Origin of the sequence: Kribbella sp. NPDC023972 (assembly GCF_040639075.1) — a bacterium.
Lineage (GTDB): Bacteria > Actinomycetota > Actinomycetes > Propionibacteriales > Kribbellaceae > Kribbella.
In genome coordinates this window covers 315,756-338,132 of sequence record NZ_JBEZZH010000004.1, presented here as the reverse complement: position 1 = coordinate 338,132, position 22,377 = coordinate 315,756, and the positions used below count along the sequence as shown (strand labels likewise).

At 68.0% G+C, this 22,377-nt stretch carries 25 protein-coding genes; 9 read left to right on the top strand and 16 right to left on the bottom strand.

What is annotated here, in order from left to right; all coding sequences use genetic code 11:
* Positions 1-44 precede the first annotated feature (44 nt).
* Complete coding sequence (locus AB0F43_RS18730) at positions 45-842, top strand: metallophosphoesterase family protein (RefSeq protein ID WP_360477785.1); 798 nt, start codon at positions 45-47, stop codon at positions 840-842.
* Between the two features lie 145 nt (positions 843-987).
* Here the strand turns inward: AB0F43_RS18730 and AB0F43_RS18725 are convergent, their stop codons facing one another.
* Together AB0F43_RS18725 and AB0F43_RS18720 are read right to left on the bottom strand one after the other, a co-directional pair.
* Positions 988-1,212: a VOC family protein gene (locus tag AB0F43_RS18725; RefSeq protein WP_360477782.1), complete on the bottom strand. Its 225-nt coding sequence runs from the start codon at positions 1,210-1,212 to the stop codon at positions 988-990.
* A gap of 2 nt (positions 1,213-1,214) precedes the next feature.
* Positions 1,215-1,859: a GNAT family N-acetyltransferase gene (locus AB0F43_RS18720; protein WP_360477779.1), complete on the bottom strand. Its 645-nt coding sequence runs from the start codon at positions 1,857-1,859 to the stop codon at positions 1,215-1,217.
* A gap of 49 nt (positions 1,860-1,908) precedes the next feature.
* Between AB0F43_RS18720 and AB0F43_RS18715 the strand changes: the two genes are divergently transcribed.
* The 3 genes from AB0F43_RS18715 (at position 1,909) to AB0F43_RS18705 (ending at position 4,670) form a co-directional block, all read left to right on the top strand.
* Positions 1,909-2,859 (top strand): hydroxymethylglutaryl-CoA lyase, encoded by a 951-nt coding sequence (locus tag AB0F43_RS18715; protein WP_360477776.1) that lies wholly within the window; start codon positions 1,909-1,911, stop codon positions 2,857-2,859.
* A gap of 225 nt (positions 2,860-3,084) precedes the next feature.
* Entirely contained in the window at positions 3,085-4,164 is a 1,080-nt protein-coding gene (locus AB0F43_RS18710) for a hypothetical protein (protein ID WP_360477773.1), read from the top strand.
* Positions 4,161-4,670, top strand: a complete 510-nt coding sequence (locus AB0F43_RS18705; RefSeq protein ID WP_360477770.1) for a DUF1269 domain-containing protein — start codon at positions 4,161-4,163, stop codon at positions 4,668-4,670. Before AB0F43_RS18710 ends, AB0F43_RS18705 begins: the two co-directional genes overlap by 4 nt.
* Before the next feature lie 79 nt (positions 4,671-4,749).
* Here AB0F43_RS18705 and AB0F43_RS18700 read toward each other — a convergent pair whose 3' ends face one another.
* From AB0F43_RS18700 to AB0F43_RS18690, 3 genes are all read right to left on the bottom strand, one after another.
* Entirely contained in the window at positions 4,750-5,589 is an 840-nt protein-coding gene (locus AB0F43_RS18700; RefSeq protein ID WP_360477767.1) for a helix-turn-helix transcriptional regulator, read from the bottom strand.
* A 30-nt stretch (positions 5,590-5,619) separates the two neighbouring features.
* A complete protein-coding gene (locus AB0F43_RS18695; protein ID WP_360477764.1) occupies positions 5,620-6,006 on the bottom strand; it encodes a VOC family protein in 387 nt (128 codons plus the stop codon).
* A gap of 64 nt (positions 6,007-6,070) precedes the next feature.
* Positions 6,071-6,766, bottom strand: coding sequence for an EcsC family protein (locus AB0F43_RS18690; RefSeq protein WP_360477761.1), 696 nt, complete (start codon positions 6,764-6,766; stop codon positions 6,071-6,073).
* A 631-nt stretch (positions 6,767-7,397) separates the two neighbouring features.
* Between AB0F43_RS18690 and aat the strand changes: the two genes are divergently transcribed.
* Positions 7,398-8,063, top strand: coding sequence for a leucyl/phenylalanyl-tRNA--protein transferase (gene aat / locus AB0F43_RS18685; RefSeq protein ID WP_360477758.1), 666 nt, complete (start codon positions 7,398-7,400; stop codon positions 8,061-8,063).
* A gap of 27 nt (positions 8,064-8,090) precedes the next feature.
* Here the strand turns inward: aat and AB0F43_RS18680 are convergent, their stop codons facing one another.
* Positions 8,091-8,783 (bottom strand): TetR/AcrR family transcriptional regulator, encoded by a 693-nt coding sequence (locus AB0F43_RS18680; RefSeq protein WP_360477755.1) that lies wholly within the window; start codon positions 8,781-8,783, stop codon positions 8,091-8,093.
* 123 nt (positions 8,784-8,906) lie between these two features.
* Here AB0F43_RS18680 and AB0F43_RS18675 point away from each other — a divergent pair, with 123 nt between their 5' ends.
* Positions 8,907-9,380 (top strand): nitroreductase family deazaflavin-dependent oxidoreductase, encoded by a 474-nt coding sequence (locus AB0F43_RS18675; RefSeq protein ID WP_360477752.1) that lies wholly within the window; start codon positions 8,907-8,909, stop codon positions 9,378-9,380.
* A gap of 744 nt (positions 9,381-10,124) precedes the next feature.
* Here AB0F43_RS18675 and AB0F43_RS18670 read toward each other — a convergent pair.
* Entirely contained in the window at positions 10,125-11,195 is a 1,071-nt protein-coding gene (locus tag AB0F43_RS18670; protein WP_360477749.1) for a PDDEXK nuclease domain-containing protein, read from the bottom strand.
* Between the two features lie 102 nt (positions 11,196-11,297).
* On the opposite strand from AB0F43_RS18670, the gene AB0F43_RS18665 reads away from it, so the two are divergent.
* Positions 11,298-12,371 (top strand): adenosine deaminase, encoded by a 1,074-nt coding sequence (locus AB0F43_RS18665; RefSeq protein WP_360477746.1) that lies wholly within the window; start codon positions 11,298-11,300, stop codon positions 12,369-12,371.
* Positions 12,372-12,414: 43 nt separating this feature from the next.
* Here the strand turns inward: AB0F43_RS18665 and AB0F43_RS18660 are convergent, their stop codons facing one another.
* From AB0F43_RS18660 to AB0F43_RS18640, 5 genes are all read right to left on the bottom strand, one after another.
* Positions 12,415-13,227 carry an ABC transporter permease gene (locus AB0F43_RS18660; RefSeq protein ID WP_360478800.1) on the bottom strand — a complete coding sequence of 271 codons (813 nt, stop codon included), beginning with the start codon at positions 13,225-13,227 and terminating at the stop codon, positions 12,415-12,417.
* Positions 13,227-14,222 carry an ATP-binding cassette domain-containing protein gene (locus AB0F43_RS18655; protein WP_360477743.1) on the bottom strand — a complete coding sequence of 332 codons (996 nt, stop codon included), beginning with the start codon at positions 14,220-14,222 and terminating at the stop codon, positions 13,227-13,229. Before AB0F43_RS18655 ends, AB0F43_RS18660 begins: the two co-directional genes overlap by 1 nt.
* Before the next feature lie 150 nt (positions 14,223-14,372).
* Complete coding sequence (locus tag AB0F43_RS18650) at positions 14,373-15,068, bottom strand: PadR family transcriptional regulator (RefSeq protein WP_360477740.1); 696 nt, start codon at positions 15,066-15,068, stop codon at positions 14,373-14,375.
* Between the two features lie 58 nt (positions 15,069-15,126).
* Positions 15,127-15,561 (bottom strand): GNAT family N-acetyltransferase, encoded by a 435-nt coding sequence (locus tag AB0F43_RS18645; RefSeq protein WP_360477737.1) that lies wholly within the window; start codon positions 15,559-15,561, stop codon positions 15,127-15,129.
* Positions 15,561-16,514 carry a helix-turn-helix domain-containing protein gene (locus AB0F43_RS18640; protein ID WP_360477734.1) on the bottom strand — a complete coding sequence of 318 codons (954 nt, stop codon included), beginning with the start codon at positions 16,512-16,514 and terminating at the stop codon, positions 15,561-15,563. Before AB0F43_RS18640 ends, AB0F43_RS18645 begins: the two co-directional genes overlap by 1 nt.
* Positions 16,515-16,596: 82 nt before the next feature.
* On the opposite strand from AB0F43_RS18640, the gene AB0F43_RS18635 reads away from it, so the two are divergent.
* On the top strand, positions 16,597-16,866 hold the full coding sequence (locus AB0F43_RS18635; RefSeq protein WP_360477731.1) for a hypothetical protein: 270 nt from the start codon (positions 16,597-16,599) through the stop codon (positions 16,864-16,866).
* A 405-nt stretch (positions 16,867-17,271) separates the two neighbouring features.
* On the opposite strand, the gene AB0F43_RS18630 is transcribed toward AB0F43_RS18635, so the two are convergent.
* From AB0F43_RS18630 to AB0F43_RS18620, 3 genes are all read right to left on the bottom strand, one after another.
* On the bottom strand, positions 17,272-18,804 hold the full coding sequence (locus tag AB0F43_RS18630; RefSeq protein ID WP_360477728.1) for a hypothetical protein: 1,533 nt from the start codon (positions 18,802-18,804) through the stop codon (positions 17,272-17,274).
* Positions 18,805-18,834: 30 nt separating this feature from the next.
* Positions 18,835-19,740 carry a peptidoglycan-binding domain-containing protein gene (locus AB0F43_RS18625; protein WP_360477725.1) on the bottom strand — a complete coding sequence of 302 codons (906 nt, stop codon included), beginning with the start codon at positions 19,738-19,740 and terminating at the stop codon, positions 18,835-18,837.
* A 235-nt stretch (positions 19,741-19,975) separates the two neighbouring features.
* Positions 19,976-21,142, bottom strand: coding sequence for a DUF418 domain-containing protein (locus tag AB0F43_RS18620; protein WP_360477722.1), 1,167 nt, complete (start codon positions 21,140-21,142; stop codon positions 19,976-19,978).
* 158 nt (positions 21,143-21,300) lie between these two features.
* Here AB0F43_RS18620 and AB0F43_RS18615 point away from each other — a divergent pair, with 158 nt between their 5' ends.
* Positions 21,301-22,122 (top strand): class I SAM-dependent methyltransferase, encoded by an 822-nt coding sequence (locus tag AB0F43_RS18615; protein ID WP_360477719.1) that lies wholly within the window; start codon positions 21,301-21,303, stop codon positions 22,120-22,122.
* Positions 22,123-22,175: 53 nt separating this feature from the next.
* Here the strand turns inward: AB0F43_RS18615 and AB0F43_RS18610 are convergent, their stop codons facing one another.
* A complete protein-coding gene (locus tag AB0F43_RS18610) occupies positions 22,176-22,322 on the bottom strand; it encodes a hypothetical protein (RefSeq protein WP_337010944.1) in 147 nt (48 codons plus the stop codon).
* Between the last annotated feature and the right edge of the window lie 55 nt (positions 22,323-22,377).

Here is a 22,377-nt window from a genome sequence, read left to right as displayed (position 1 = left end):
CTGTGCGGGTCTCTGTTGTCGGCGGGGTGGGACAGGATGACAGCATGACGGGCATGGGGTTGGAGCGGATCGCGTTGATTTCGGATGTGCACGGGAATCTGACCGCACTGGAGGCGGTGCTGGCGGATATCGAAGGGCGGGGGATCGAGCGAATCTTCAACCTGGGTGACTACGTCGGGAAAGGGCCGCGCGGTCAGGAGGTCGTCGATCGGTGCCGGGAGTTGTGTGAGGTGAACATCCTCGGCAACTGGGACGACTTTCTGCCGAATCCGGACCGCGAGTACGACAGCGAGGCCCTGCGCTGGTGTAAGAAGGAACTGCGCGAGGACCAGTGGACCTGGCTCCGCGAGCTGCCGTTCTGCCACGACTTCCTGTTCAGCGGGCGTCAGATCCGGTTGTTCCACGCGTCGTCGACGAGCGTGCACCGCCGCGTCCGGTTCGACCACGACGAGGCGGAGTACCTCCAGATGTTCGAGAACACCGAAGCCACCGGCGACGGCCCGATTCCGACCGTCGTCGGGTACGCCGACACCCACGACCCGTTCTACGAGGCCGACCTCGGCCGCACTCTGTTCAACATCGGCTCGGTCGGCAACAGCCTGGACGATCCGACCCCGGTCTACGTGATCCTCGAAGGCGTCCCGGACTCACCCGACCCGGCGCCGTTCTCGATCCAGTTCGTCCGCGTCCCGTACGACGCCCACGCCGAGCTCGACATCGCCCGCGAACTCGGCATGCCCGAACTCGACGGCTACGAAGCCGAAATCATCCACGGCCTCTACCGAGGCAACCACTACGCGAACGAGCCCCACACCTACCACCGCCGCCCCCGCCCGACCTGAACCACCGTCGAGCCCACCCCGCAGCTTCGGGGCCACAGGCAACTATCCCCAAGTTATCCACACCTGTGGAGTTCGGGCTACGCCCGTCACACCGGACATCGAGACAGACCCTAGGTACGTGGTGCCGAGGCGTGATTGATGAGCATCAGAGTGGGTTGAGGCGGGCCTTGAGCAGGCAGAACTCATTGCCTTCGGGGTCGGCCAGGACATGCCACTGCTCCTCCCCCGTCTGGCCGATGTCGGCCGGGCGCGCACCAAGCTGCAGAAGGCGTTCGAGCTCGGCGTCCTGATCGCGGTCGGTGGCGTTGACGTCGATGTGCAGCCGGGCAAGGCCGTCGGCCATGCAGTAGAGCAGCTGACGTTGAGACACACCTAGTCCACGAGGAGGGCCTCGGAGCCGACGATGGTGTAGCTGGCGGCGAGGAAGGTGCGGAAGGATGCTGCGTTGCCGGGGGTGACCTGGGCCCAGATGTGTGTATTTGGCGGGATCAGCGCACGGGCCGCGCGGGCGAGGCGGCGGCCGTGGCCATTGCCTCGGGAGTCTTCGGGTACTTCGATCGCGCACTCGACCCGATCCGCCAAACCCCGGCCCGTGAGCACCAGGCCGCCGTACTCATCGATGTACACGCGAACGTCATCGCGATACCGCCACGCACGCTCGACCCGCGGGTGGGCGTGGTCGGTGACCTCGGTCAGTCCGGCGGTCGCCGCGTCGCGGTCAGCGGCGTCGGTCAGGGCCGGTGCCTGCAACATCGCGTCGATCCCGTTGACCCGGCGGCCCGTTGCTTCCTCGAGAGCAGAGAGGAACGGCGGATTCGTCGGGGCCGAGAGGTCACCTGGCGGGACCCGCTCGGCGACCCAGGCCGGGTCGACGTCCGCGGCGACCACGACGTGCCCGGTGACGGCGACCACGCAGGCCTCGCGCGGGGAGGGTGCCGGTACGACGGTGATGCCGAGGTCCGGGGTGGGGAAGACGCCGCGCTCGATGCCGCGCAGAATGTCAGCCAGAGTTGTCATCACGAGCCATTGTGGAGGAGACCCCGACCACGCCCGCGATGACGAAACCATGGACGCGACGGAGGCGACACACATGCGGAAGCCGCAACTGGTGAGAACCGACGGGCTGCCCGACCGGGTCACGATCTACGAGGTCGGCCCGCGGGACGGGCTGCAGAACGAGTCGGCGATCGTCGACGTCGCGGTCAAGGCCGAGTTCATCCACAGGCTGGCCGACGCCGGGTTGACGACGATCGAGACGACGAGTTTCGTCCACCCGAAGTGGGTGCCGCAGCTCGCCGACGCGGCTGAACTGCTCACCGCGCTGGACCTTCCGGACGCCGTCCGGGCGCCGGTCCTGGTGCCGAACGAACGCGGTCTGGACCGCGCTCTGGCCGCGAACGTCCGGGAGATCGCGATCTTCGCCAGCGCGACCGAGACGTTCGCCACGAAGAATCTGAACTCCACGCTGGACGAACAGTTCACCATGTTCACCCCGACGATCCAGCGTGCGCTCGCCGAAGGGCTCGCGGTGCGTGGGTACGTCTCGATGTGTTACGGCGACCCGTGGGAGGGCGACGTACCGATCGACCAGGTGGTCAAGGTCGGCGCCCGCCTGATCGACCTCGGCTGCCACGAGCTCTCCCTCGGCGACACAATCGGCGTCGCCACCCCGGGCCAGGTGACCGCGCTCATCGCCGCCTTCGCCGCGGCCGGCGTCGGCGTGGACAAGCTGGCCGTCCACTTCCACGACACCTACGGTCAGGCGCTCGCCAACACCCTCACCGCCCTCCGCGAGGGCGTCACCACCGTCGACAGCTCGGCCGGCGGCCTGGGCGGCTGCCCGTACGCCGAAAGCGCCACCGGCAACCTCGCCACCGAGGACCTCCTCTGGCAGCTGGGTGGCCTGGGCATCGAGACCGGCGTGGACCTGGAGAAGCTGGTCGCCGCCAGCGTCTGGATGGCGCAGCAACTCGGCAAACCGTCTCCGAGCCGGGTGGTCCAAGCCCTGGCCGGCTGACCCATCTCGGACCGCTGCGTCGAGGCGACCGACAGGAGGCCCGCGGACGCCGGACTGCCGGGCCGCGTCGTCGATTCGGCTGACACCGTTCGGCTGGGCCACGTCGCCGGCGCCTCGGTGGGCCGGCCGTACCGCGTTGCCGGCTCGACTGACTGTCGTACCTGGGTCGAACTGTCGGCAGCCGCGGCTGTCTGGGCTACCGTCGGAGGACTGGCCGGGGGTGGCATGAGCGTTGAAGTGGTGTTTTGGGGCGTGGTCCTGGCGCGATTCGCCCTGCCCCTGCTCATCCCGCGGTACCCGCTGCCCGCGATCATCGGGTGCCTGGTGCTCGACGGTGTCGACCAGACGATCTTCCAGTCGTTCGGCTTCGATCCGCCGTTCTACCAGAGCTACGACAAGGCGATGGACGTGTTCTACCTGGCCGTGGCCTACCTGGCGAGCCTGCGCAACTGGACCAGCCAGGCGGCGGTCGGTATCAGCCGGTTCCTGTTCTTCTTCCGGCAGGTCGGCGCGGTGGCGTTCGAGCTGACCGGGCTGCGGTTCCTGCTGCTGCTGTTCCCCAACACGTTCGAGTACTTCTTCATCGCCTACGAGGCGATCCGCTCCCGGTGGAACCCGGCGCGGTTCGGATTCAAGTTCTGGGCGGTCGTCGCGGCCGGCATCTGGGTCGTCATCAAGCTGCCGCAGGAGTACTGGATCCACATCGCCCAACTGGACGTCACCGACCTGATCGCGGACACGACCTGGTTCGGCCCGTTGCTCGTGGTCGTCGTACTCGGCCTGCTGGCGGTGCTGCTGTTCGTCGTACGCCCGCGGCTGCCGCGGCAGGACTGGGCCTGGAAGATGGCGGCCGACCCGCTGCCGGCCGCGATGGACGAAGCGCATGAGCGCATCGCGTTCCAGGCCGCGCACCGGAAGGTCTTCGACTCCGCCGCAGTCGAGAAGATCTTCCTGATCGGGCTGATCAGCGTGATCTTCGGCAACGTGCTGCCGGGAGTCCGGGCGAGCAGTCTGCAGATCTTCGTCAGCATCGCCATCTACGCGGTGATCAACTCCGCGATCGGTCTCTGGTCGGCGAGGCGCGGACAGTCGTGGGAGTCGGCGGCCGTGTCGTTCGCCGTCGTCTTCGCGACCAATGTCGTGCTCGTCACCATCGCCGACCTGCTCCTGCGGCGCGGCGACCTGTCGCTGGTCGACACGCTGTTCTTCATCTTCCTGTTCAGCATCCTGACGACGCTCTACGACCGCTACCGCCCCATCAACGACTACCGCGTCACTCGTTCGCCGAAGGGAGTCGAATCGTGACCGACCTGATCGCCCTCGGATTCCCGAACCGCGACCGGGCCGAAGAGGCCCGCCGCCGTATCACCGAACTGGAAGCCCAGGGCGCTCTCGAACTCAGCGGCGCCGCGGTCGCCGTCCGGCGGGACGACGGCGAGATCGAGCTGATCCAGCCCCTCCGACTGACGGCCGCCGGAGCCGTCGCGGGTGCGGCCAGCGGCGGCCTGATCGGCCTGATGCTTCTCGTCCCGCTGCTCTCCGCGGCGGTCGGCGCCGCTGCGGGCGCCGTCGGCGGAACGATCTCGGCCGGCATCCTCAACGCCAAGTTCGTCCGCGACCTCAGACAAACCCTGACCCCCGGCCACGCGGCACTCCTGCTGGTCATCAGAACCGTCATCGACGGCGACAAAGCCATCGAAGAACTCAGGTCCTTGACTCCAGAGATCCTCCGCACCAGCTGGACGGACGAAGACGAACGCCGCCTGATAGCCGCCCTCGCCGAACGCCCCGACAACCGGCCAATCCCCTGACCTGACCCCGCGGGTCGCGCGCCCGTCTCACCCGCGTCCAGTCCGGATGGGCCCGGCTCGGGTGTGGTTGGTCTGCGGGTCAGGCTCTGGCTGGGTTGAGGGTGCGGCGGGTGAGGGGGAGGCGCTCGCGGGTCTGCTGGTCGGCTGGGGTTTCTATGAAGAGGCGGAGGTCGGGGTGGGCGGGGACGGCCAGTTCGGTGACGGTGAAGTGGAGGTCGCCGGCGGCTGGGTGGCGGATGTGGCGCGGACGTGGGGTGCAGGCGGCGACTTCGTGGCGGGACCAGAGCCGGGTGAACTCGGGGCTCAGCTTGCGCAGGCGTTCGAGGTCGGTTTCCCAGTCGGGGTCGCCGACGTGTTCGCCGTACGCCGATCGCAGCCTGGCGACCAGATACGGCACCTCGTCGTCATAGTTGAGTAGCTGCTGCCGGGCGCGCGGCTCGGTGATCAAGCACCAGAGCAGGTTCTTGTGGATGCAGGGCAGCGTGTGCCAGTCGTGGAACAGGTCCCGGAAAGCATCGTTCGGCTGAATGATGTCGAACCTGGTGTTCGTGATCACCGCCGGCAGCGGGTCGAGCGCAGTGAGGATCTCGCTGAAGACAGCCTCGTTCGCGCAGACGCTCGCGCGGGGCGGTCGCGCCGGTGTCGCCTCGGCCAGCCGGTACAGATGTTCGCGCTCGATCGAGCTGAGGCGCAGAGTGGTCGCGACGGCGTCGAGCACCTGGCCGCTCACGTTGATCGGCCGGCCCTGCTCGAGCCAGGTGTACCAGGTGACGCCGACGCCGGCGAGTTGGGCGAGCTCCTCGCGGCGCAGCCCCGGCGTACGGCGTCGTCCACCAGCGGGCAGGCCGACGTCCTCGGGGGCCACCCGGGCGCGACGCGCCTTCAGGAACTCCCCGAGCTCAGCCCGGCGATCACTCACCGCCCCATCCTGACAGGGTCCGCCGACAGTTCAAGCGCGATCAGGTGGGCCGGACGGGGTACGCCAGGTGGTGAGGCAGAAGGGGTGGCCGGCCGGGTCGAGGAAGACGCGGAACACGGAGGGCTCTGGCTGCACGGCGGTGGGCGTGGCGCCTGCTGCGATGACGCGAGCCTGCTCCGCCTCGAGATCGGCGGCGCTGAAGTCGAGGTGGCACTGCTGGGGGACACGCGGATCCGGCCAGGTCGGCGCCCGGTAGTTGAGGTCGCGCTGGAAACCGAGGCTGAAGCTGTCGAACCGCAGCTCCACGAAGTTGTCGTGTACGACGGCCAGCTCCCCGCCCGCGACACGTTGGTAGAACTCGGCCAACCCCAGCGGATCGGGACAGTCCAAAGTCGGCCCCCAGAACGCCGCTACCACCTCAACACCCTTGCTGTGCGGGACGCTCGTACGTCGGCTCCGGACGGCGCGCGTCGTACCGCGGTCACGGCTCGATGGGGCGGCGGATGCGGCGGACCAGACTCTCGTCGGCGTACTGACCGATCCGGTACGTCGACCAGCCGTCGACACCGGCGCCGACCGCACCGCCGAGCAGCGGAACGCGGCGGGTGACGGTGAGGGCCATCCGCTTGCCGCTGATCCGGGCGATCAGTTCGGCGATCACTTCGCCGGCGACCTGGCGGTCCAGCTCCGGGTCGAACACCGGCGCGGTCGCGATCGCCAGTGGTGACGTCGGCAGGCTCAACTTCTTCAGCCGGTCGGTGACGCCGTCCTCGCCGAGCAGGCAGGTGATCACCGCGGTACGGACCCGCGGATCGTCCAGGTCGTACCCCCGCAGGTGCGCGATCGCGGCGACCATCCGGGCCTGAACGATCGCGATGCCGGTCAGGTTCGCGGGCATGGCGACCGGGAGCGTGATGAGACCGCCGATGCTGGTGACGAAGCCCTGAACGCCGGCCAGCCGGATGTGCTGGTCGATGACCGCGTCGATCGCCAGCTGCGCGTCGCCGGCCGAGCTCGCCAGCTTCGCGTCGGCGATCTGCTCGGCGCTGGGGAACCGCTGGTACCCGTCGATCGCGATCTCGAGAACCTGACGCAGCAGACCCGCCGCGGCCTGCGGGGCGAACCGCTGCGCGGCGGGCGCAAGACTGCTGGCGACGAACCTGACTACTCCGGCCACGGTGCTCCTTCCCGCCCTCCCCGCGTCGGAGTGCTGGGCGTACTTCAACTCTACGTGCCCTCGGCTAACCCGGCACTCGGGACAAACCCCTGCCGTCCCCCGGAAAACGCCCCACGCCCTTGCCCTCGACCAACCACTCGCGCTAGACGATCAAGCTCGCGACCAGGTCAGCGCTACCCCAGCATCCCGCGGGTTCGCACACCTCCCGGCGTCCGGCTCCTGGCAGATCGGCGAGGTACTCCGGGTTTTGCGGCCGAAGCGGCGCCCTCAGACCTCCCACGCCAAGCCGCGCACCTTGCGCCTACGTCCCGCGCCCTCGGTGGCGGTGCATCGGCGAAGGGGTGCTCTGCGATCGGGAGGGGCAATTGGTGGTGATGGAGTGGCGGAGGTGGGAGCCACAGCGATGAGGACGGGCGAGGGGTTGGCGGCGAGAGGGCGAAGGGTGCCCGCGATGAGGATGCGGCAACGGGGGGTGGTGGAACGGCGAGGCGGGTGGGGCGCTGCGATCGGGAGGAGCGGGGGTGGTGGAACGGCGAGGGGGGTCTGCGATCGGGAGGGGCGGGAGGTGGTGGAACGGCGAGGGGGGTAGGGGTGGCGGAGGGGTTGGGTGGGCGTGGTCCAGGATGGGAGGGTGCCTGTTGAGCCAGCTGCTTCTGTGTGGGACTTTCCGCCGGTGGCGGTTGCCGGGGCGAGTGACATCGTCGCGGGTGGCGCGGATCTGCAGCCGGGGACCGTGCTGGCGGCGTACCGGCGCGGGCTCTTCCCGATGCCGGACCACCGCGGTTCGCTGCTCTGGTGGTCGCCGGTGGACCGCGGCGTGATCGAGGTCGCCGGGTACCGTCCGTCGCGGTCGGTGCGGCGGGCGCGGAACAAGTTCGAGATCCGCGTGAACACCGCCTTCGACCAGGTCATCCGCGCCTGCGCCGACCCGCGTCGCCCGGGCTCGTGGATCGACCGGGACATCATCGCGTCGTACACCGAGCTGCACCGCCTCGGCTGGGTGCACTCGGTCGAGGCGTGGGACGGCGACGAGCTCGCCGGCGGCCTGTACGGCGTCGCGATCGGTGGACTGTTCGCCGGGGAGTCGATGTTCCACCACAAGACGGACGGCTCGAAGGCGGCTGTTGCCGGCCTGATCGAGCTGCTCGACGACGAGTACGCAGCCGAGCGTGTCTTCGACATCCAGTGGGTCACCGACCACCTCGCGACCCTCGGCGCGATCTCCATCCCCCGCGAGACCTACGTCCGCCGGGTCCAGCACGCCGTCACCCTCCCGCTGCCGAAAGCCTTCAGTTGATGGGCTTCCGGCTCGGCCGCCTCCGGTTCACTTGATCCCGACGAAGGCGGCCATCTGCCGGGTGGTCGACGCGAAGAACTCGTCCGCCGGGTCCATCGTGCCGACCAGTTGACCGAACAGCTCGAAGCTGATCATCCCGAACAGCTGCGTCCAGACGATCGCGACCCGCAGAAGCACCTTCCGCGGTACGCCCGGCGCCAGTTCGGCCAGGACGTCCACCTGCTCGGCGAGCTGGCCGCTCGGCTCGGGGGCATCGGACGGCGGCGTGAGCCAGCCCTCCGTCCAGGCCCGGCTGACGATCCCCAGCATGAGAATTGGCACCCGGCTCGCCGGTTGGACCGTCGTCTGCGGTGCTTGGTAGCCGACGATCGGCGAACCGTAGATCAGCGCGTACTCGTGCGGATGCGCTCGGGCCCAGTCACGTACGGCGGAGCACACGGCGAGCCAGGCCTGGGACGGGTGTTCGAAGTCCTTCGCCGCCGCTGCCTCGGCCGCCGCGCCGAGAGCGTCGTACGCGTCGATGATCAATGCGGTCAGCAGGTCGTCGCGGCTCGGGAAGTACCGGTAGAGGGCCGATGACACCATGCCGAGCTCGCGCGAGACAGCGCGCAGCGACAACCCTGCGGCTCCCTCGGTGGCGAGCTGCCGCCGGGCCGTCGCCTTGATCTCGTCGGTCAGCTCGGCCCGGGCTCTCTGACGTGCGGTGCGTCCGGCGTTCATGCGGGTCAGTCTGCCATGAGCACCGAACTAAATCGAGAGCACTGCTCTTGACAGTGAGCAATGCTTTCGTGTTCACTGATCACAACAGAGAGCACCGCTCTCGCAAACAGGAGGGGTACGACGATGCCGGAGTACAACCAGACCTACGACAGCAAGCGCGTAATCACCGCCGGCGAGGGCAGTATGCGGGTCTTCAACCGGATCGTCGCCCGCCTGACCAAGCTCGGCATCAGCCTGATGGGCAGCCGAGTCCTCTCGGTCCGCGGCCGCAAAACCGGCGACTGGCGGAGCACGCCGGTAAACCTCCTCGTCCTCGACGGCCAGCGCTACCTGGTCGCCCCGCGCGGCCACACCCAGTGGGTCCGCAACCTGCGGGCGAACCCCGAGGGCCGCCTCCAGCTCGGCCGCTCGATCGAAACCTTCCGCGCCGAAGAGCTCGCCGACTCCGACAAGGCCGCCATCCTCCGCCTCTACCTGAAGAAGTGGTCCTGGGAGGTAGGCGCCTTCTTCAGCGGCGACGTCACCAAGAACTCCCCCGACGAGACCCTCCACCACATCGCCCCCGGCGTCCCCGTCTTCAAGATCCACACCGCCTGACCCACGCTCGACCCCCCTCGCCCGATGCCGGTCGATCCTCCGGTCACCACGACCCTGACTGACGGTCATCTTCCCCACCTCGACTGGGGCGCGAGATCCACGTCCACCTGGTCGCGCTCGGCGCCGTACCCAGCCAAGGTGTCCGACCGCTCCCGGATGGACGGAACCGCCTCAACGCCCAGCCGCCTGATCGACCGAACCCACCGGACCACCTCGACCAGGTCAAGTCGGCCGCACCAGGTCGGCTCGACCACGTTGGCTCGACTGCCTCGGCGCGTCAGCCGCCTGACCGACCGGACCCAGCGGACCGTCTCTGCAAGGCCACGTCGGCCCGGAGTAGGCGGGCCGGATCGCCTCAGCCGGACGGCTCGGCGTCTCATCCGCCTTGCCCGGCCGGATTGCGTCGGGCCGGCCACGTCGGCCCGAGCGTCTCAGCGCCCCAGCCACCGGACCCACCGGATCGCGTCGGCCGGGCCGCTCGGCTGGACCGCCTCGACCGGACCATCTCCGCCGGGCCACGTCGGCCGCGCACGTCGGCTGTGCCGGCTCAGCGCCCAGCGCCCTCAGCGCCTAAGGCGCCTGACGCGCCGGATCGCCTAGGCCGGGTCGTCTCAGTGCCTCAGCCGCCCCAACCCGGCCGATCGCGTCGGCGGGAGAAGCTCGGCCGCGAGACCTCGGCCGGATCGTCTCAGGGCGTCAGCCGCGCGACGTCAGTTGGCGGGCTGAGCCCGACGGTGGCGTCGGTTAGTCGTCGGCTGTTGCGGAGGACAGTTCGGCCTCCAGTTCGGCGACGCTCGGGAGGGCGGACTGGAACTCCTCGGGGAGTGAGTTGTTGATTGCTGTGGTCCACTCGGCCACGCCGATCGGTGCTTTGAAGCCGCGCAGGGCGTACTCCGCGACGACCTCCTTCTTGTTCCGGCAGAGGAGTAGGCCGATGGTGGGTTTGTCGCCGTCCTTGGCGAGTACGTCGTCGACCACCGCCATGTAGAGACCGAGTTGCCCCAGGAACGAGGCGTCGAACTTCACCGCCTTCAGTTCGATGACGACGTAGCACCGCAGCTCCAGGTGGTAGAAGAGTAGGTCGCAGAAGAACTCGTCGCCGTCCAACTCGAGGCGGACCTGCCGCCCGATGAACGCGAACCCTTGACCGAGTTCGAGCAGGAACTTCCCGACGTGGTCGACCAGCTTCTCCTCGACCTCCCGCTCCCGCCAGCCGTCCGTCGTACCGATGAAGTCGAAGAGGTAGGGGTCGCGGGTCGCCTGCTGGGCCAGGTCGGACTCTTCCGCCGGTAGCGCCGTGGCGAAGTTGGTCACCGCCTTGCCGGAGCGTTCGTGGAACCGGCTCTCGATGTGGAGCGCGAGGACGTCCCGGCTCCATCCACGGTCGACCGCGGCGGCGGCGTACCAGAGCCGCAACTCGGCGTCGTCGAGCTTCGCCAGCAACGCAAGATGGTGGTACCACGGCAATTGTGCAAGCGGCGCTTGCACAATTGCCTCGATGGCCCAGGCGGCCGCGAAGGCGCGCATGTACTTGAGGTTGCGCGGGGAGTAGCCGGTCGCCCCGGGGAAGCGGGATTTGAGGTCGGTGGAGAGCCGGTCGATGACCTTGCTCCCCCAGCCGTCATCGTGCTGCCGGCTGAGAATCTCCTGGCCGATCGACCAGTAGCTCATCAGCATCTCCTGGTTTGCCGCAGTGACGGCGCGGCGGTGGCCGGAGGTGATGTGTGCGGAGACGGTGTCCAGGAACTTCGGGTACCAGGCGGGCAGGGATGATCGGGCGGGTGCGCTCTCGAAGCGCGGCGTCTTGTCGTTCATGCCGTCAGGTTTTCGTGGCGACACCCCGACCAACGAAGGCCTTCGCGGGGCATCGCGGGGCAGTTCGGGGCAGATTGTCGGAGTGGCTGACAAGATGGCGGGATGATCAGTCCGGAACAGCTTCAGGCGGCGCCGAAGGTTTTGTTGCATGACCACCTGGACGGGGGTCTGCGGCCGGGGACGGTGGTGGAGTTGGCCCGGGAGATCGGGCATCGGTTGCCGCGGACCGATGCCGGCGAGTTGGGCGCGTGGTTCGTGGAGTCGGCTGATTCCGGGTCGCTCGAGCGGTATCTGGAGACGTTCGACCACACGGTCGCGGTGATGCAGAACGCTGAGGCGATCAAGCGGGTGGCCAGTGAGTGTGTGCAGGATCTGGCCGCGGACGGAGTTGTGTACGCCGAGGTGCGGTACGCGCCCGAGCAGCACCTGACCGCTGGGTTGACGTTGGAGCAGGTGGTGGACGCCGTCGGGGAAGGGTTCGAGCACGGGATGGCGACCGCCGAGCGGCCGATCGTCGCCCGGCAGTTGCTGACCGCGATGCGGCACAAGGCGCGGTCGATGGAGATCGCGGAGCTCGCGGTGGCTTACCGCGATGCTGGGGTGGTCGGGTTCGACATCGCCGGTGCGGAGGCGGGGTATCCGCCCACCCGGCACCTGGACGCGTTCGAGTACCTGCAGCGGGAGAACGCGCACTTCACCATCCACGCCGGCGAGGCGTTCGGGCTGCCGTCGATCTGGCAGGCGCTCCAGTGGTGCGGTGCGGATCGGCTCGGGCACGGTGTCCGGATCATCGACGACATCACGTACGACGAAGCCGGCGACCGGGTCGAGCTCGGTCGGCTGGCGGCGTACGTGCGGGATCGGCGCATTCCGCTGGAGATGTGCCCGAGCTCCAACCTGCAGACCGGTGCGGCCACGTCGATCGCCGAGCACCCGATCGGGTTGCTCGCCAAGCTGCGCTTCCGGGTCACGGTGAACACCGACAACCGCCTGATGAGCGGTACGTCGATGAGCCGCGAGCTCACCCTCCTCGCCGAGGCCTTCGACTACACCCTGGCCGACTTCCGCTGGTTCGCGATCAACGCGATGAAGTCCGCGTTCCTGCCGTTCGACGAGCGGCTCGCGATCATCGACAACACCATCAAGCCCTGGTACGCGGCAGCCCTGTCCAACTGACCGACTGGACCTGCCTCACCGTTCGGGAGGCAGGCCCACGACGTCAGACCGAGCGTTGATACGTGCGGAAGGCTCGGGTGGAGAGCCAGGCGACTGCCAGGGTGAAGGCCACCAGGTAAGCGAGGTGGCGGCCGACCGAGGACCAGTCCGGATCGGCTGACAGGGCTTGGCGGGCGGCGACGGCGGCCCAGTCGACGGGGTTGAAGCGGGCCGCGACGTTGACCCAGTGCGGAGCCACCTTGGGGTCGATCATGATCGAGGACATGAAGGTCAGCGGCAGGGAGACGAACTGGAAGATGCCGATCAGCGCCTCGTCCTGGCGGGTCAGCAAGGCGACCGCGTTGGACAGCGAGCCGAATGCGGTGCCGACGAGCATCGACGCGGCGACCGTGATCGCGTAGCCCGCGACGCCGCCGTCGTACCGGGCGCCCGCGGCCATGCCGATCGCGAACACCAGGACGGTCTGGATCAGCGTGGTGGTCGCGTTGCTGACGAGTTGTCCGGCCATCAGTCCGCCGCGGCTGACCGGTGACGCGAGCAGCCGGTCCATCACCCCGCGTTCCATGTCCGCGATGAACGTCGTACCGCTCCAGCCGCTGTTCATCAAGGCGGTCATCATCACGATGCCCGGCGTCAGGAAGGCGATGTACGACGAGTCGCCGAAGCCCGGGATGTTCACCACGCCCTTGAACAACTGGCCGAACAGCAGCAGCCAGATCGCCGGCTGGATCAACGTGAACGCGATCAGCGCCGGTTGTCGGTACTGCGCGCGCAGCCACCGACCCGTGATGAACAGCGTGTGCCCAAGAAACCCGGTCCGGGACGCGGTCCGTGGGCTCGCGGCCATGGTCGCCATCACGCCGCCTCCCCTTCGACCGAGGCCGACGCCTCGCGGAACGAGCGGCCCGTGTAGCGCAGATACACGTCATCCAGCGACGGCCGCGACACCGTCACCGCGGTGACCGGAATCGCCTTGTCCTCAAGGATCCCCAGTACGGCGGGTACCGCGGTCGCACCGTGATCAACGCGCGCTCGCAACGTGTTGCCCTCGACAATGATCTCGCCGACCCCGGCCAGTCCCCCCAGCAGCGTGGACACGCTCCGGTCGTTGTCCGGGGCGACCAGTTCGACGTGGACCGAGTCGCCACGCAGTTCGGCCTTCAGTGCTTCCGGGGTGCCCTCGGCAACGATCTTGCCGTGGTCGACGATGGCCAGCTGATCGGCCAGCCGGTCCGCCTCTTCGAGGTAGTGGGTGGTGAGCAGCACGGTCATACCTTCCTGGCCCGCCAGCCGGCCGACCTCGGTCCACAGATCGGCACGGGCCTCCGGATCCAGACCTGTGGTGGGCTCGTCAAGGAACAGGACCTGCGGTCGGTGGACCAGGCCGAGTGCGACGTCGAGCTTGCGCTGCATGCCGCCGGAATACGTCTTGACCTGGCGACCACCGGCGTCGGTCAGGCCGAACCGCTCGAGCAGTTCGGCAGCACGCCGTACTGCGTCTTGCCGGGTAAGACCGTAGATGCGGCCGCTCAGGACGAGGTTCTCGACTCCGGTGGCCTGCGGGTCGGAGCTGGACTTCTGCGGTACGTAACCGATGGATCGGCGGACCTGATCCTGTGCATGGTTCACGTCGTACCCGGCGACCCGTGCCGTGCCGGAGTCGGCGCGGGAGAGGGTGGTGAGGATCTTGACGGTGGTCGACTTGCCGGCGCCGTTCGGGCCGAGCAGGCCCAGTACGACGCCCTCCGCGACGCTGAAGGTGAGACCGTCGAGTGCGCGCAGCGGTGGTTTCTTGCGGCCGGCCGGGTACGTCTTGACCAGGTCGAGCGCTTCGAGGGCATGCGTAGCCATGAGGTGGTGACTCCCTTGTGGTGACGGGAGCCGGTCCGCCGCTGGCTATCCTGATGGTTGCGCCTTGGGTGCCAGGTCTTCGGACCGACTCGAGGAACTGCGGCCCTCGACCTCTGGTGTTGCCGCACCTCGGTCGGGGGCCGTCTCTTACTAGGTCGCCTCCGGGGGGATCGCCCGCATCCAGGCGAAGTCCGTCCCGAAGTACTTGACCGGGTCCTTCAGCTGGTCGGCCGGCGCGATGCCCTCCTCTTCGTAGAGCTTCCAGGCTTTGCGCCAGAACGCGGAGCCGTCGAGCGTGTCGGTCCGGATCTGCTCGGCGAGCTGGTGGATGTACGCCGACTCGGCCTCGAGCAGGGCCAGCCGGAACTCCGACTCGACCCAGAAGATGCGCGGCAACTCCGTCGACGCCATGTGCTCGTGCGTGGCGGTGAGCTGCTCGATCTCCGCGTCGATCGCCTTGAGCCGCTGCTCCAGCAGCTCGACCACCCGGTCGGGCGGGAGGCCGGGGAGGTAGGCGAGGCCGGCCTCGAGCGGATGGAACTCGCGGGTCGGCGTGCCGATCAGCTCGGACAGCCAGTCACCGAACTCCTGCCGGCCGGCCTCGGTGATCTGGTAGACCGTGCGCTCCGGCCGGTTGCCGTCGCGGATGGTCTCGCGGGCCTCGATGAAGCCGTTCTTCTCCAGGGCCGCGACGACGGAGTAGAGCGAGCCGTAGTTGAGCTTGATGCTCTGGTCCTTGCCGCGGGCTCTGAGCATGGTCGAGATCTCGTACGGGTGCATGGGTCGCTCGCCCAGGCTGCCCAGGATGGCGAAAGCGAGTGGGTTGCCGACCTTCCGTCGTGCCATGACACCCTCCTCGATCTCAAGTACTCGAAATCGAGTATTAGGGTGTGAGTATCCGATGTCAACTATTTGAGATCGGCCACAGCGGCTTGACCCAGCGGGACCATTCCGGTTGGCGTGCGTAGCCGGAGGTGGTCCAGATGCGGTGGGCCTGCTCATTGTCGTCGAGCACCATGGCGTCGGCACGGGTGCCGCCGTACGAGATGAAGCGTTCCTCGGCCAGGGCGACCAGCTGGCGGGCGATACCTTGGCGGCGGTGCGTGGGGGCGACGGCCAGACGATAGAGGTGGCAGCGCCAGCCGTCCCAGCCGGCAATGATCGAGCCGACGACCACATCGTTGTCGACGGCAAGGATCAGCGCGGACGGGTCGCGCTCGATCAAGCGCAGTACGGCGTCCGCCGAGTCCGGCGGGCGATGGGAATCCTCAGCGGCGACAGCCCAGAACTTCATCACGTCGTCGGCATCGGCCGCGACGGCGTTGCGGTAACTGACCATCAGCTGGCCGTCTGGAAGGTACGGCGGTAGTCCTGTGGCGGCACGCCCACCACCCTACGGAAGTGGTGCCGCAGCAACGCCGCCGTCCCGAATCCTGCCTCGGCGGCGATCTGCTCGATGCCCATCCGGGTCTGCTCGAGCAGGGTGCGCGCCCGCAGTACACGTTGGGTGGTGACCCACTTCAGCGGTGTCGTCCCGGTCTCCGCGACGAACCGCCGCGCGAACGTCCGCTCCGACATCTGCGCCCGCCGGGCCAGTGCCGGCACGGTGTGTTCGATGGTCAGATTGTCGACCATCCAGTCGAGCACCGGTTGCAGGCTCTCGCCCGACGACTCCGGCACCGGAACCTCGACGTACTGCCGCTGGCCGCCGTCGCGCTGGGGTGGGACGACCATCCGGCGCGCGATCCGGGTGGCGACCGCGCTGCCCAGCTCACGCCGGACCAGATGCAGGCAGGCGTCGATGCCGGCCGCGGTGCCGGCGCTGGTGATGATGTTGCCGTCGTCGACGAACAGGACGTCGGCATCCAGCTTCGCGGTCGGGAACTGCTCGTTGAACAGCTTCACGTAGCGCCAGTGGGTGGTGCACGACCGGCCGTCGAGCAGTCCGGCGGCGCCGAGCACGAACGCACCCGAGCAGACCGTCAGCAGGATCGCCCCGCGCGCCTCGGCCCGGCGCAGTGCGTCGAGGACGCGCTCGTCGTACGCATCCCGCCAGGTGGTCGCCGGGACGCCGATCAGGTCGGCGTCCTCGAGCTCTTCCAGTCCGTACGGCGCGACCACCTGGGAGTGACTGGTGGTCTGCAGCGCCTCGCCCGGCCGGGTCGAGCACACCTTGAAGTCGAAGGCGGGCACACCGTCGTCGGTCCGGTCGATGCCGAACACCTCGGCCAGCACCCCGAACTCGAACAGGGCGACGTCCTCCATCAGGACGACAGCGATCTTTTGGAGCATGCGGCCAGTATGGCAGGAATTTGTGGAAGTATGTCAATAGTGCCAATGGTGGCGGGATCTAGCTGGTAGCACAATTAATGCCATGACCGGACTTATTCTACTCGCAGTACTCGCGCTGGCCGTGATCGCGGCTCTGGAGATCAGCAACAGGCGTCACTCGACCGGTCTCAGCACCGGTCCGAACGGCGCCTGGACGACCGACAACCGTGACCTGGCCCGGACCAAGCTCGACCTGCTCGCCCTCGGCGGCGCGGCCGAGCCCCTCAACCACAAGCCCGCGGCGACCACCGGCACCGTGCACTCCATCCGCCGGGCCCGCATCCTGACCCACCACGGCCGGCACGCGGCCTGAGCAGGTTGTCTCCGGCGCCACCGGGACACGGCGCCCGGGGACGACCGAAATACAGAAGACCGCCGGCCTCCGGCGGTCTTCTGCTGTCTCGCGCAGCTCCTGGGCCACCTCAACCTCGAGGACGTGAACATCCCAGTCGCACCGACTTGACTGGTGAAGAGAACGCGGTCGGCCGACGGACACACATCCCTCGCCTGGCCTGGGCTGTACGAGGTGTGGACGGACAAGTCGAAACCGGAGGGCGACCCCGATCGCCTCGTGTCGAGGTACTCGATCATCACCGCGACCGCGACCGACCCAGTTGGGCGGATCTACGACAATCGATGGCAATCAGCCGGGACCACTGGGGAAGCCGAAGGGCCCGGCCGCCCCACCCACGGCCGGGTCCTTCGCTCCGCGCAGTCTCTAGAGTGGCAAGGTGACGTAGCCCTTGCCGTTGACCCAGATCTGGATAGTCGGTGCCTCTGGGCCGATGGCCGCCGCATTGCGGATCGTGGTGCCGGCGTCGACGGAGTCGGCTCGGGTGACGATGGCCACGGCGCGGGTGCTGTTTGCTCGTTCGAGCACGATTGTTTCGAGGCCGGCGGACTCAGTCTGTTCGGTCAGTGTCCGGCCGGTCACGATGATCAGGTCGTCCGAGTTCAGCTCTTCCGGGTGGAAGGGTTCTGTCGTTACCTCCCAAGGCGGCTCGAACGCTCCGGTGTTGGTCAGCGTCCAGTCCGCGAAGAGTGCGTCCGCGTCGACGGTGCCGTCTGGTCCGGGTTGCGCGGTCACGATCTCCTGCAGGGCCGCATATGGCCCGAAATCACCGAGGCTGCCATCGTTCCGGCGGCGCGGACCGTGGATCTCCGTCGGGTCGAAATAGCCTTCGTCGGGCTGGCACATGACCACGGTGAGCGGATTGACGGGAAGCGGTTCGCCCGTCATGGGGTCGAAGCCACCGCCGGCGTCGTCCCAGCACTTGTTCTCACCGCCACCCTTAGGACGTGCCTCCGTCATGATGGATTTCGTGTGGTAGCTCTCCCGGGTCACCGTCTCGGTGGTGCCGTCCGGGAGCGTCTTGGTGACCGTGGTCCGCTCGTAGTGGGTTTCGACCGCTCGAACGCCCGGGGAATGCTCGGTTCCAGCGGGGATGTCCGATCCAGGTCGGCCTTGGCTCAGGCCGTCCACGGCCCGCCTGGCCCCGTCGGCGACCAGTGCTCCGCCCACGACAGGGAGTTCGGCGGCGACAAGTGCCCCGATCCCCGCCTCGAGAGCGCCGAGAATGACCTTGCCGATATTGGGGCCGCCGCCCGAGCTGCCGCCGTCCCCGTGGCCGGCCGTGCTGCCGCCGCTGGCCTCCCCGGCGAGCACACTGTCGATCTCACCCCGCAGCAAGGTGCCCAGATCGCCGACGGCCGACTCAGCCGCCTTCTCCAGTGCCTGCTTGCCGAGGCCGGCGACGCGCTCGCCCGCCGCGTCGAGGACCGCGGTCACATCCCGGCCGCCGCCCAGATGTTCGCTCACGCCGAACTCCTTCAGGATCTGGCCGGCGAGTTGCAGCGCGTCAGCTCCAGCACCGTCCCGGTCAGCGCTCAGGCCGGCCGACACCAGTACTCCTTCGAGGCCAGCCAGGTCACCGCCGGACTTCAGGAACTCGTCGATCGAGTTGACGATCTGGTGACCCCGCTCCGGGCCGTCGACCCACAGCTGAGCCAGGATCGTGCCGAAAGCCCGCTCATAGGCATCGACGGCGTCCAGCGGAACCATGTCCGCCACATCGGGAAGCCGGTAGTCGCCGCCTTCCCCGAGTCCCCGCCGGTGCAATTCGTTCAGCCCTTGCCAGGCGACCTCGGGCACGACGAAGACGGCTTCGCCGATGACATCGTCCCAGGCGGTGCCGGTGATCTGCCGGCCGAGATTGACGTCGTACCCGCGCAGGGTGAGTTTGTTTGCCATGATCTTCCCCCTTCGTTGACTTTCCGGTCGTCAGGCCGGAACCACATAGCCGAGAGCGGCCCAGGTCATCCGGCCGACAACGCCGTCGGCGCTGAACCCGCCCTGCGCCGCGGCAAGCTGGTTCTCATTGCTCTGGAAATCGCGGACGGCGGCGTCCGTCTCGTCGTCGAACGTGCCGGTCTCGCTGCACGGATATCCCAGGTAGGTCAGGAACCGCTGCACCGCGCTGACCGAGTCGTCCGTGTCGTAACCCGCGCCGGCGTGATCCGCGTCGGTGGCCCCAAGGGACAGAGTGGGCCGGTTCCCGGGGATCGCCAGTTGGAGTTCGGTGATGTCGGCCCGATGATCCTTCGCCCACTGCGCATTGCGGAAAAGACCACGGTTGACGGCGTTTCGCTTACCTAGCCAGTGGTTGGACAGATTGCAGTCCTGGACCGCCGCCGACCAGTCCCGCGCAGCACACGCGGCCCGGAACCGAGGCCAGCCACCGAAGTCCGCGCCCTGTGCCCAGGCCATGCTGAACAAGGCGAGCTGAGCGTCAGCCGGCCACGTGTCGAAGTCCTCGAACTCCGTGGTCCGTCGCAGGACCTGCTCCATCGCGGCCAGCTTTCCGGCTGCCAGGTTAGCGATACCGCTGTCTGTCAGGCGAAGCTTGGTAAGCGGCCCAGCCGCCTGCCAGTCCCCTTTCAAGGCCGAATCGTTCTTGACCGCGGTCCAGTCGTCGGTGACCTCGGCCTCGCTCGCCTCGGTCACCATGTCGGTCTTGTGGACAAACGGCGCGCCGTAGCTCCGGGTTTCCCAAGCGGCTGCCGGTGAGTCAATGAGATTCCCCAATCCGACGGTCACCAGCCCCAGCGAGTCCTGGTACATCCAGGCGACACTGCCTTCCATCGGCAGACTGAACGCGGCGAACTGCTCTCGCACGATCTCGTGCATGCCGATCCCCTCCGAATAAGTCGTGGAACAGTCCCGACCCACCTTCGGAGCAGACCTTCAGCCAGTCTTAAGAACGCACCGCGACCCTGTGGCAACAGGGAGCGACAGTCATGCAGTAAGGTACAAAGAGCGATGTTGAGGCTGACATAAGGTGGAGATCGGCACGCCGCTCAGCCGGTGATCTCCTCGGCGTCGATGCTCTGCGCGGGCCGGCGAGCACATCAAGTGCCTCCCCTCAGACTTTGCGTTGCCAAGTAGGAGCGGTCGCATTGGTGATGGCTCGCAGTACGCCTTCCGCCGGTCCGTAGCCGTACCGGCTCATCCAGAGATGACTGAGCACGACCTGTACGGCGAAGATCGCGACAGCGATCCCCATCGTCTCCAGCGGCGACACCTGACCGACCAGACCGAACCCGATCCCGGTGAAGACCAGCATCGTCGCCACCGACTGCCCGAGATAGTTGGACAGCGCCATCTGCCCGGCCGGCGCGAGCACCCGGCGCAGGTCCTGCCCCCTGTCCGAGTGCATCATTCGCAGCAGCGTCGCGACGTACGCCGCGGTCAGGAACGGCGCGGTCAGCACGCTCGCCAGTACGGCGCCGGTGTCGCCGTTGCCGCCCGACGCGTAGATCATCCCGCCCGTGATGCCGACGACGAACCCGACCAGCTGGATCCGTCGAAGGACAGCTTCCTTGCCGGTCACGTTCGCGAGCAGCCGTCGCCGGCCGGCCACCAGGCCGAGCAGGAAGGCGGCGAGCGTGGTCGGGCCCTGCACGGTGAGCAGGGACAGTCCGTAGACCGGCAGAGCCTTGACGTGCTCGCCGATGATGTCGCCGAACGAGCCGCCAAGGTTCGCGCTGGTCTCCTGGGCCGCGGCGACGGCGCCGGCCGGGTCGAGGAACGCCGAGGTGTCCAGGAAGAGCGCGGTCGCTCCCAACGAGACGAACAGGTAGGCGTAGATCGCGCCGGCCACGATCAGTGCCGTCCGGTCCTTCACCCGCCGCATCGCCAGCAGGATCAGGCCGATCAACGCGTAGACGCTGAGGATGTCGCCGGTGATCAGGAAAATCGCGTGCAGTACGCCGATCACGAAGAGACCGCCGAGCCGTCGCAACATCCGCGGCTTGAACCCCGCGCCCGCTCGCTGCGCCGCCTCCAGTTGCAACTGGAAGCTGTAGCCGAACAGGAACGAGAACAGCAGATAGAACTTCATGTCGACGAACGTCGCCGAGACCCAGTGCACCGCCTGGTCGAGTGACGACTGGTACGCCGGATCGTCCGCCACGTGGATCGGGAACCCCGAGGCGGCGAAGGTGATGTTCACGACCAAGATGCCCAGCAGGGCGAATCCACGCAACGCATCGATGTCCTGGATGCGAGTCCGGCTCAATATCTGGCTCATGACGTCCAGCACACCAGCGGGCTGGACGGTGCACAGTCGGCCTGACCCTCCCGCCCAGGTGGACTTTTGCCCACCATGGCCGGACTCGGAGGCACCGAATCGCCGGCCTTCGAGTAATTCCTGCGGCGCAGGCGTGAGCGGTGTGACATGGTCGGGCCGTGAGCAACTACCGGGAAGTGAATCGGGCCAACTGGGACGAGCGGGTGCCGGCGCATGTGGCGTCACCGAGCTACCACGTGGCGCAGTTCGAGGCGGATCCGCAGTACCTGAGTGAGGTGGTCCGATTCGACCGGCCGCGCCTGGGCGATGTCTCCGGGCTGCGCGGTCTGCACCTGCAGTGCCACATCGGCACCGACACGGTCTCCCTCGCGCGGCTCGGCGCCAACATGAGCGGTCTCGACTTCTCCGCGCCGGCTATCGAGCAGGCGCAGGCGCTGGCGGACCGGCTCGGGTTGTCGGTCGACTTCCATGTGGCCGACGCGTACGACGCGGTCGACGTACTGGGAGCGGCGTCGTACGACCTGGTCTACACCGGCATCGGCGCGCTCTGCTGGCTGCCGGACATCGAGCGCTGGGCGCAGACCGTCGCGGGGTTGCTCAAGCCCGGCGGACGGCTCTTCGTCCGCGAAGGCCACCCGATGCTGTGGGCGCTGGCCGGCGGCCCGGAGGAGCCGGTGCTGAAGCACCCGTACTTCGAGACGCCCGAGCCGATCATCTGGGAAGAGGGTGGCACGTACGTCGAGACCGACGTGGAGTTCACCACCACCGTCACGCACGAGTGGAACCACGGCCTGGCCGAGATCATCACCGCAGTTCAACGAGCCGGGCTGGTCTTCGACTCACTGGCCGAGCACGACAGCGCGCCCTGGGACGCACTGCCCGGGTTGATGACCGCGGACGAGACCGGCGAGTGGCGGCTGACTCACAACCCGAAGCGCCTGGCCGCGACGTACACCCTGCAGGCGCACAGGCCCGCCTGAGCGCATACTTCACGCCCGGCTGTCACCAGCCGGGCCGAAGTCCAGGATGGTGCCTAGTGCGCGCCGCCGCGGCGCTGTTGCACCTTCTGGAACGCTTCCTTGAGCTTGCGCTGGTTCTCAGGCTTGCTGAGCTCACGCTGCGCGACCTGCGCCAGCTTGGCGACGACCGCACCCTTGACCAACGTCTTCACAAACCCCATCAGGGCCTCCCTACTCTCTTGCCCTAGACGCTACCGTCCCCAGCCAACCGAACAC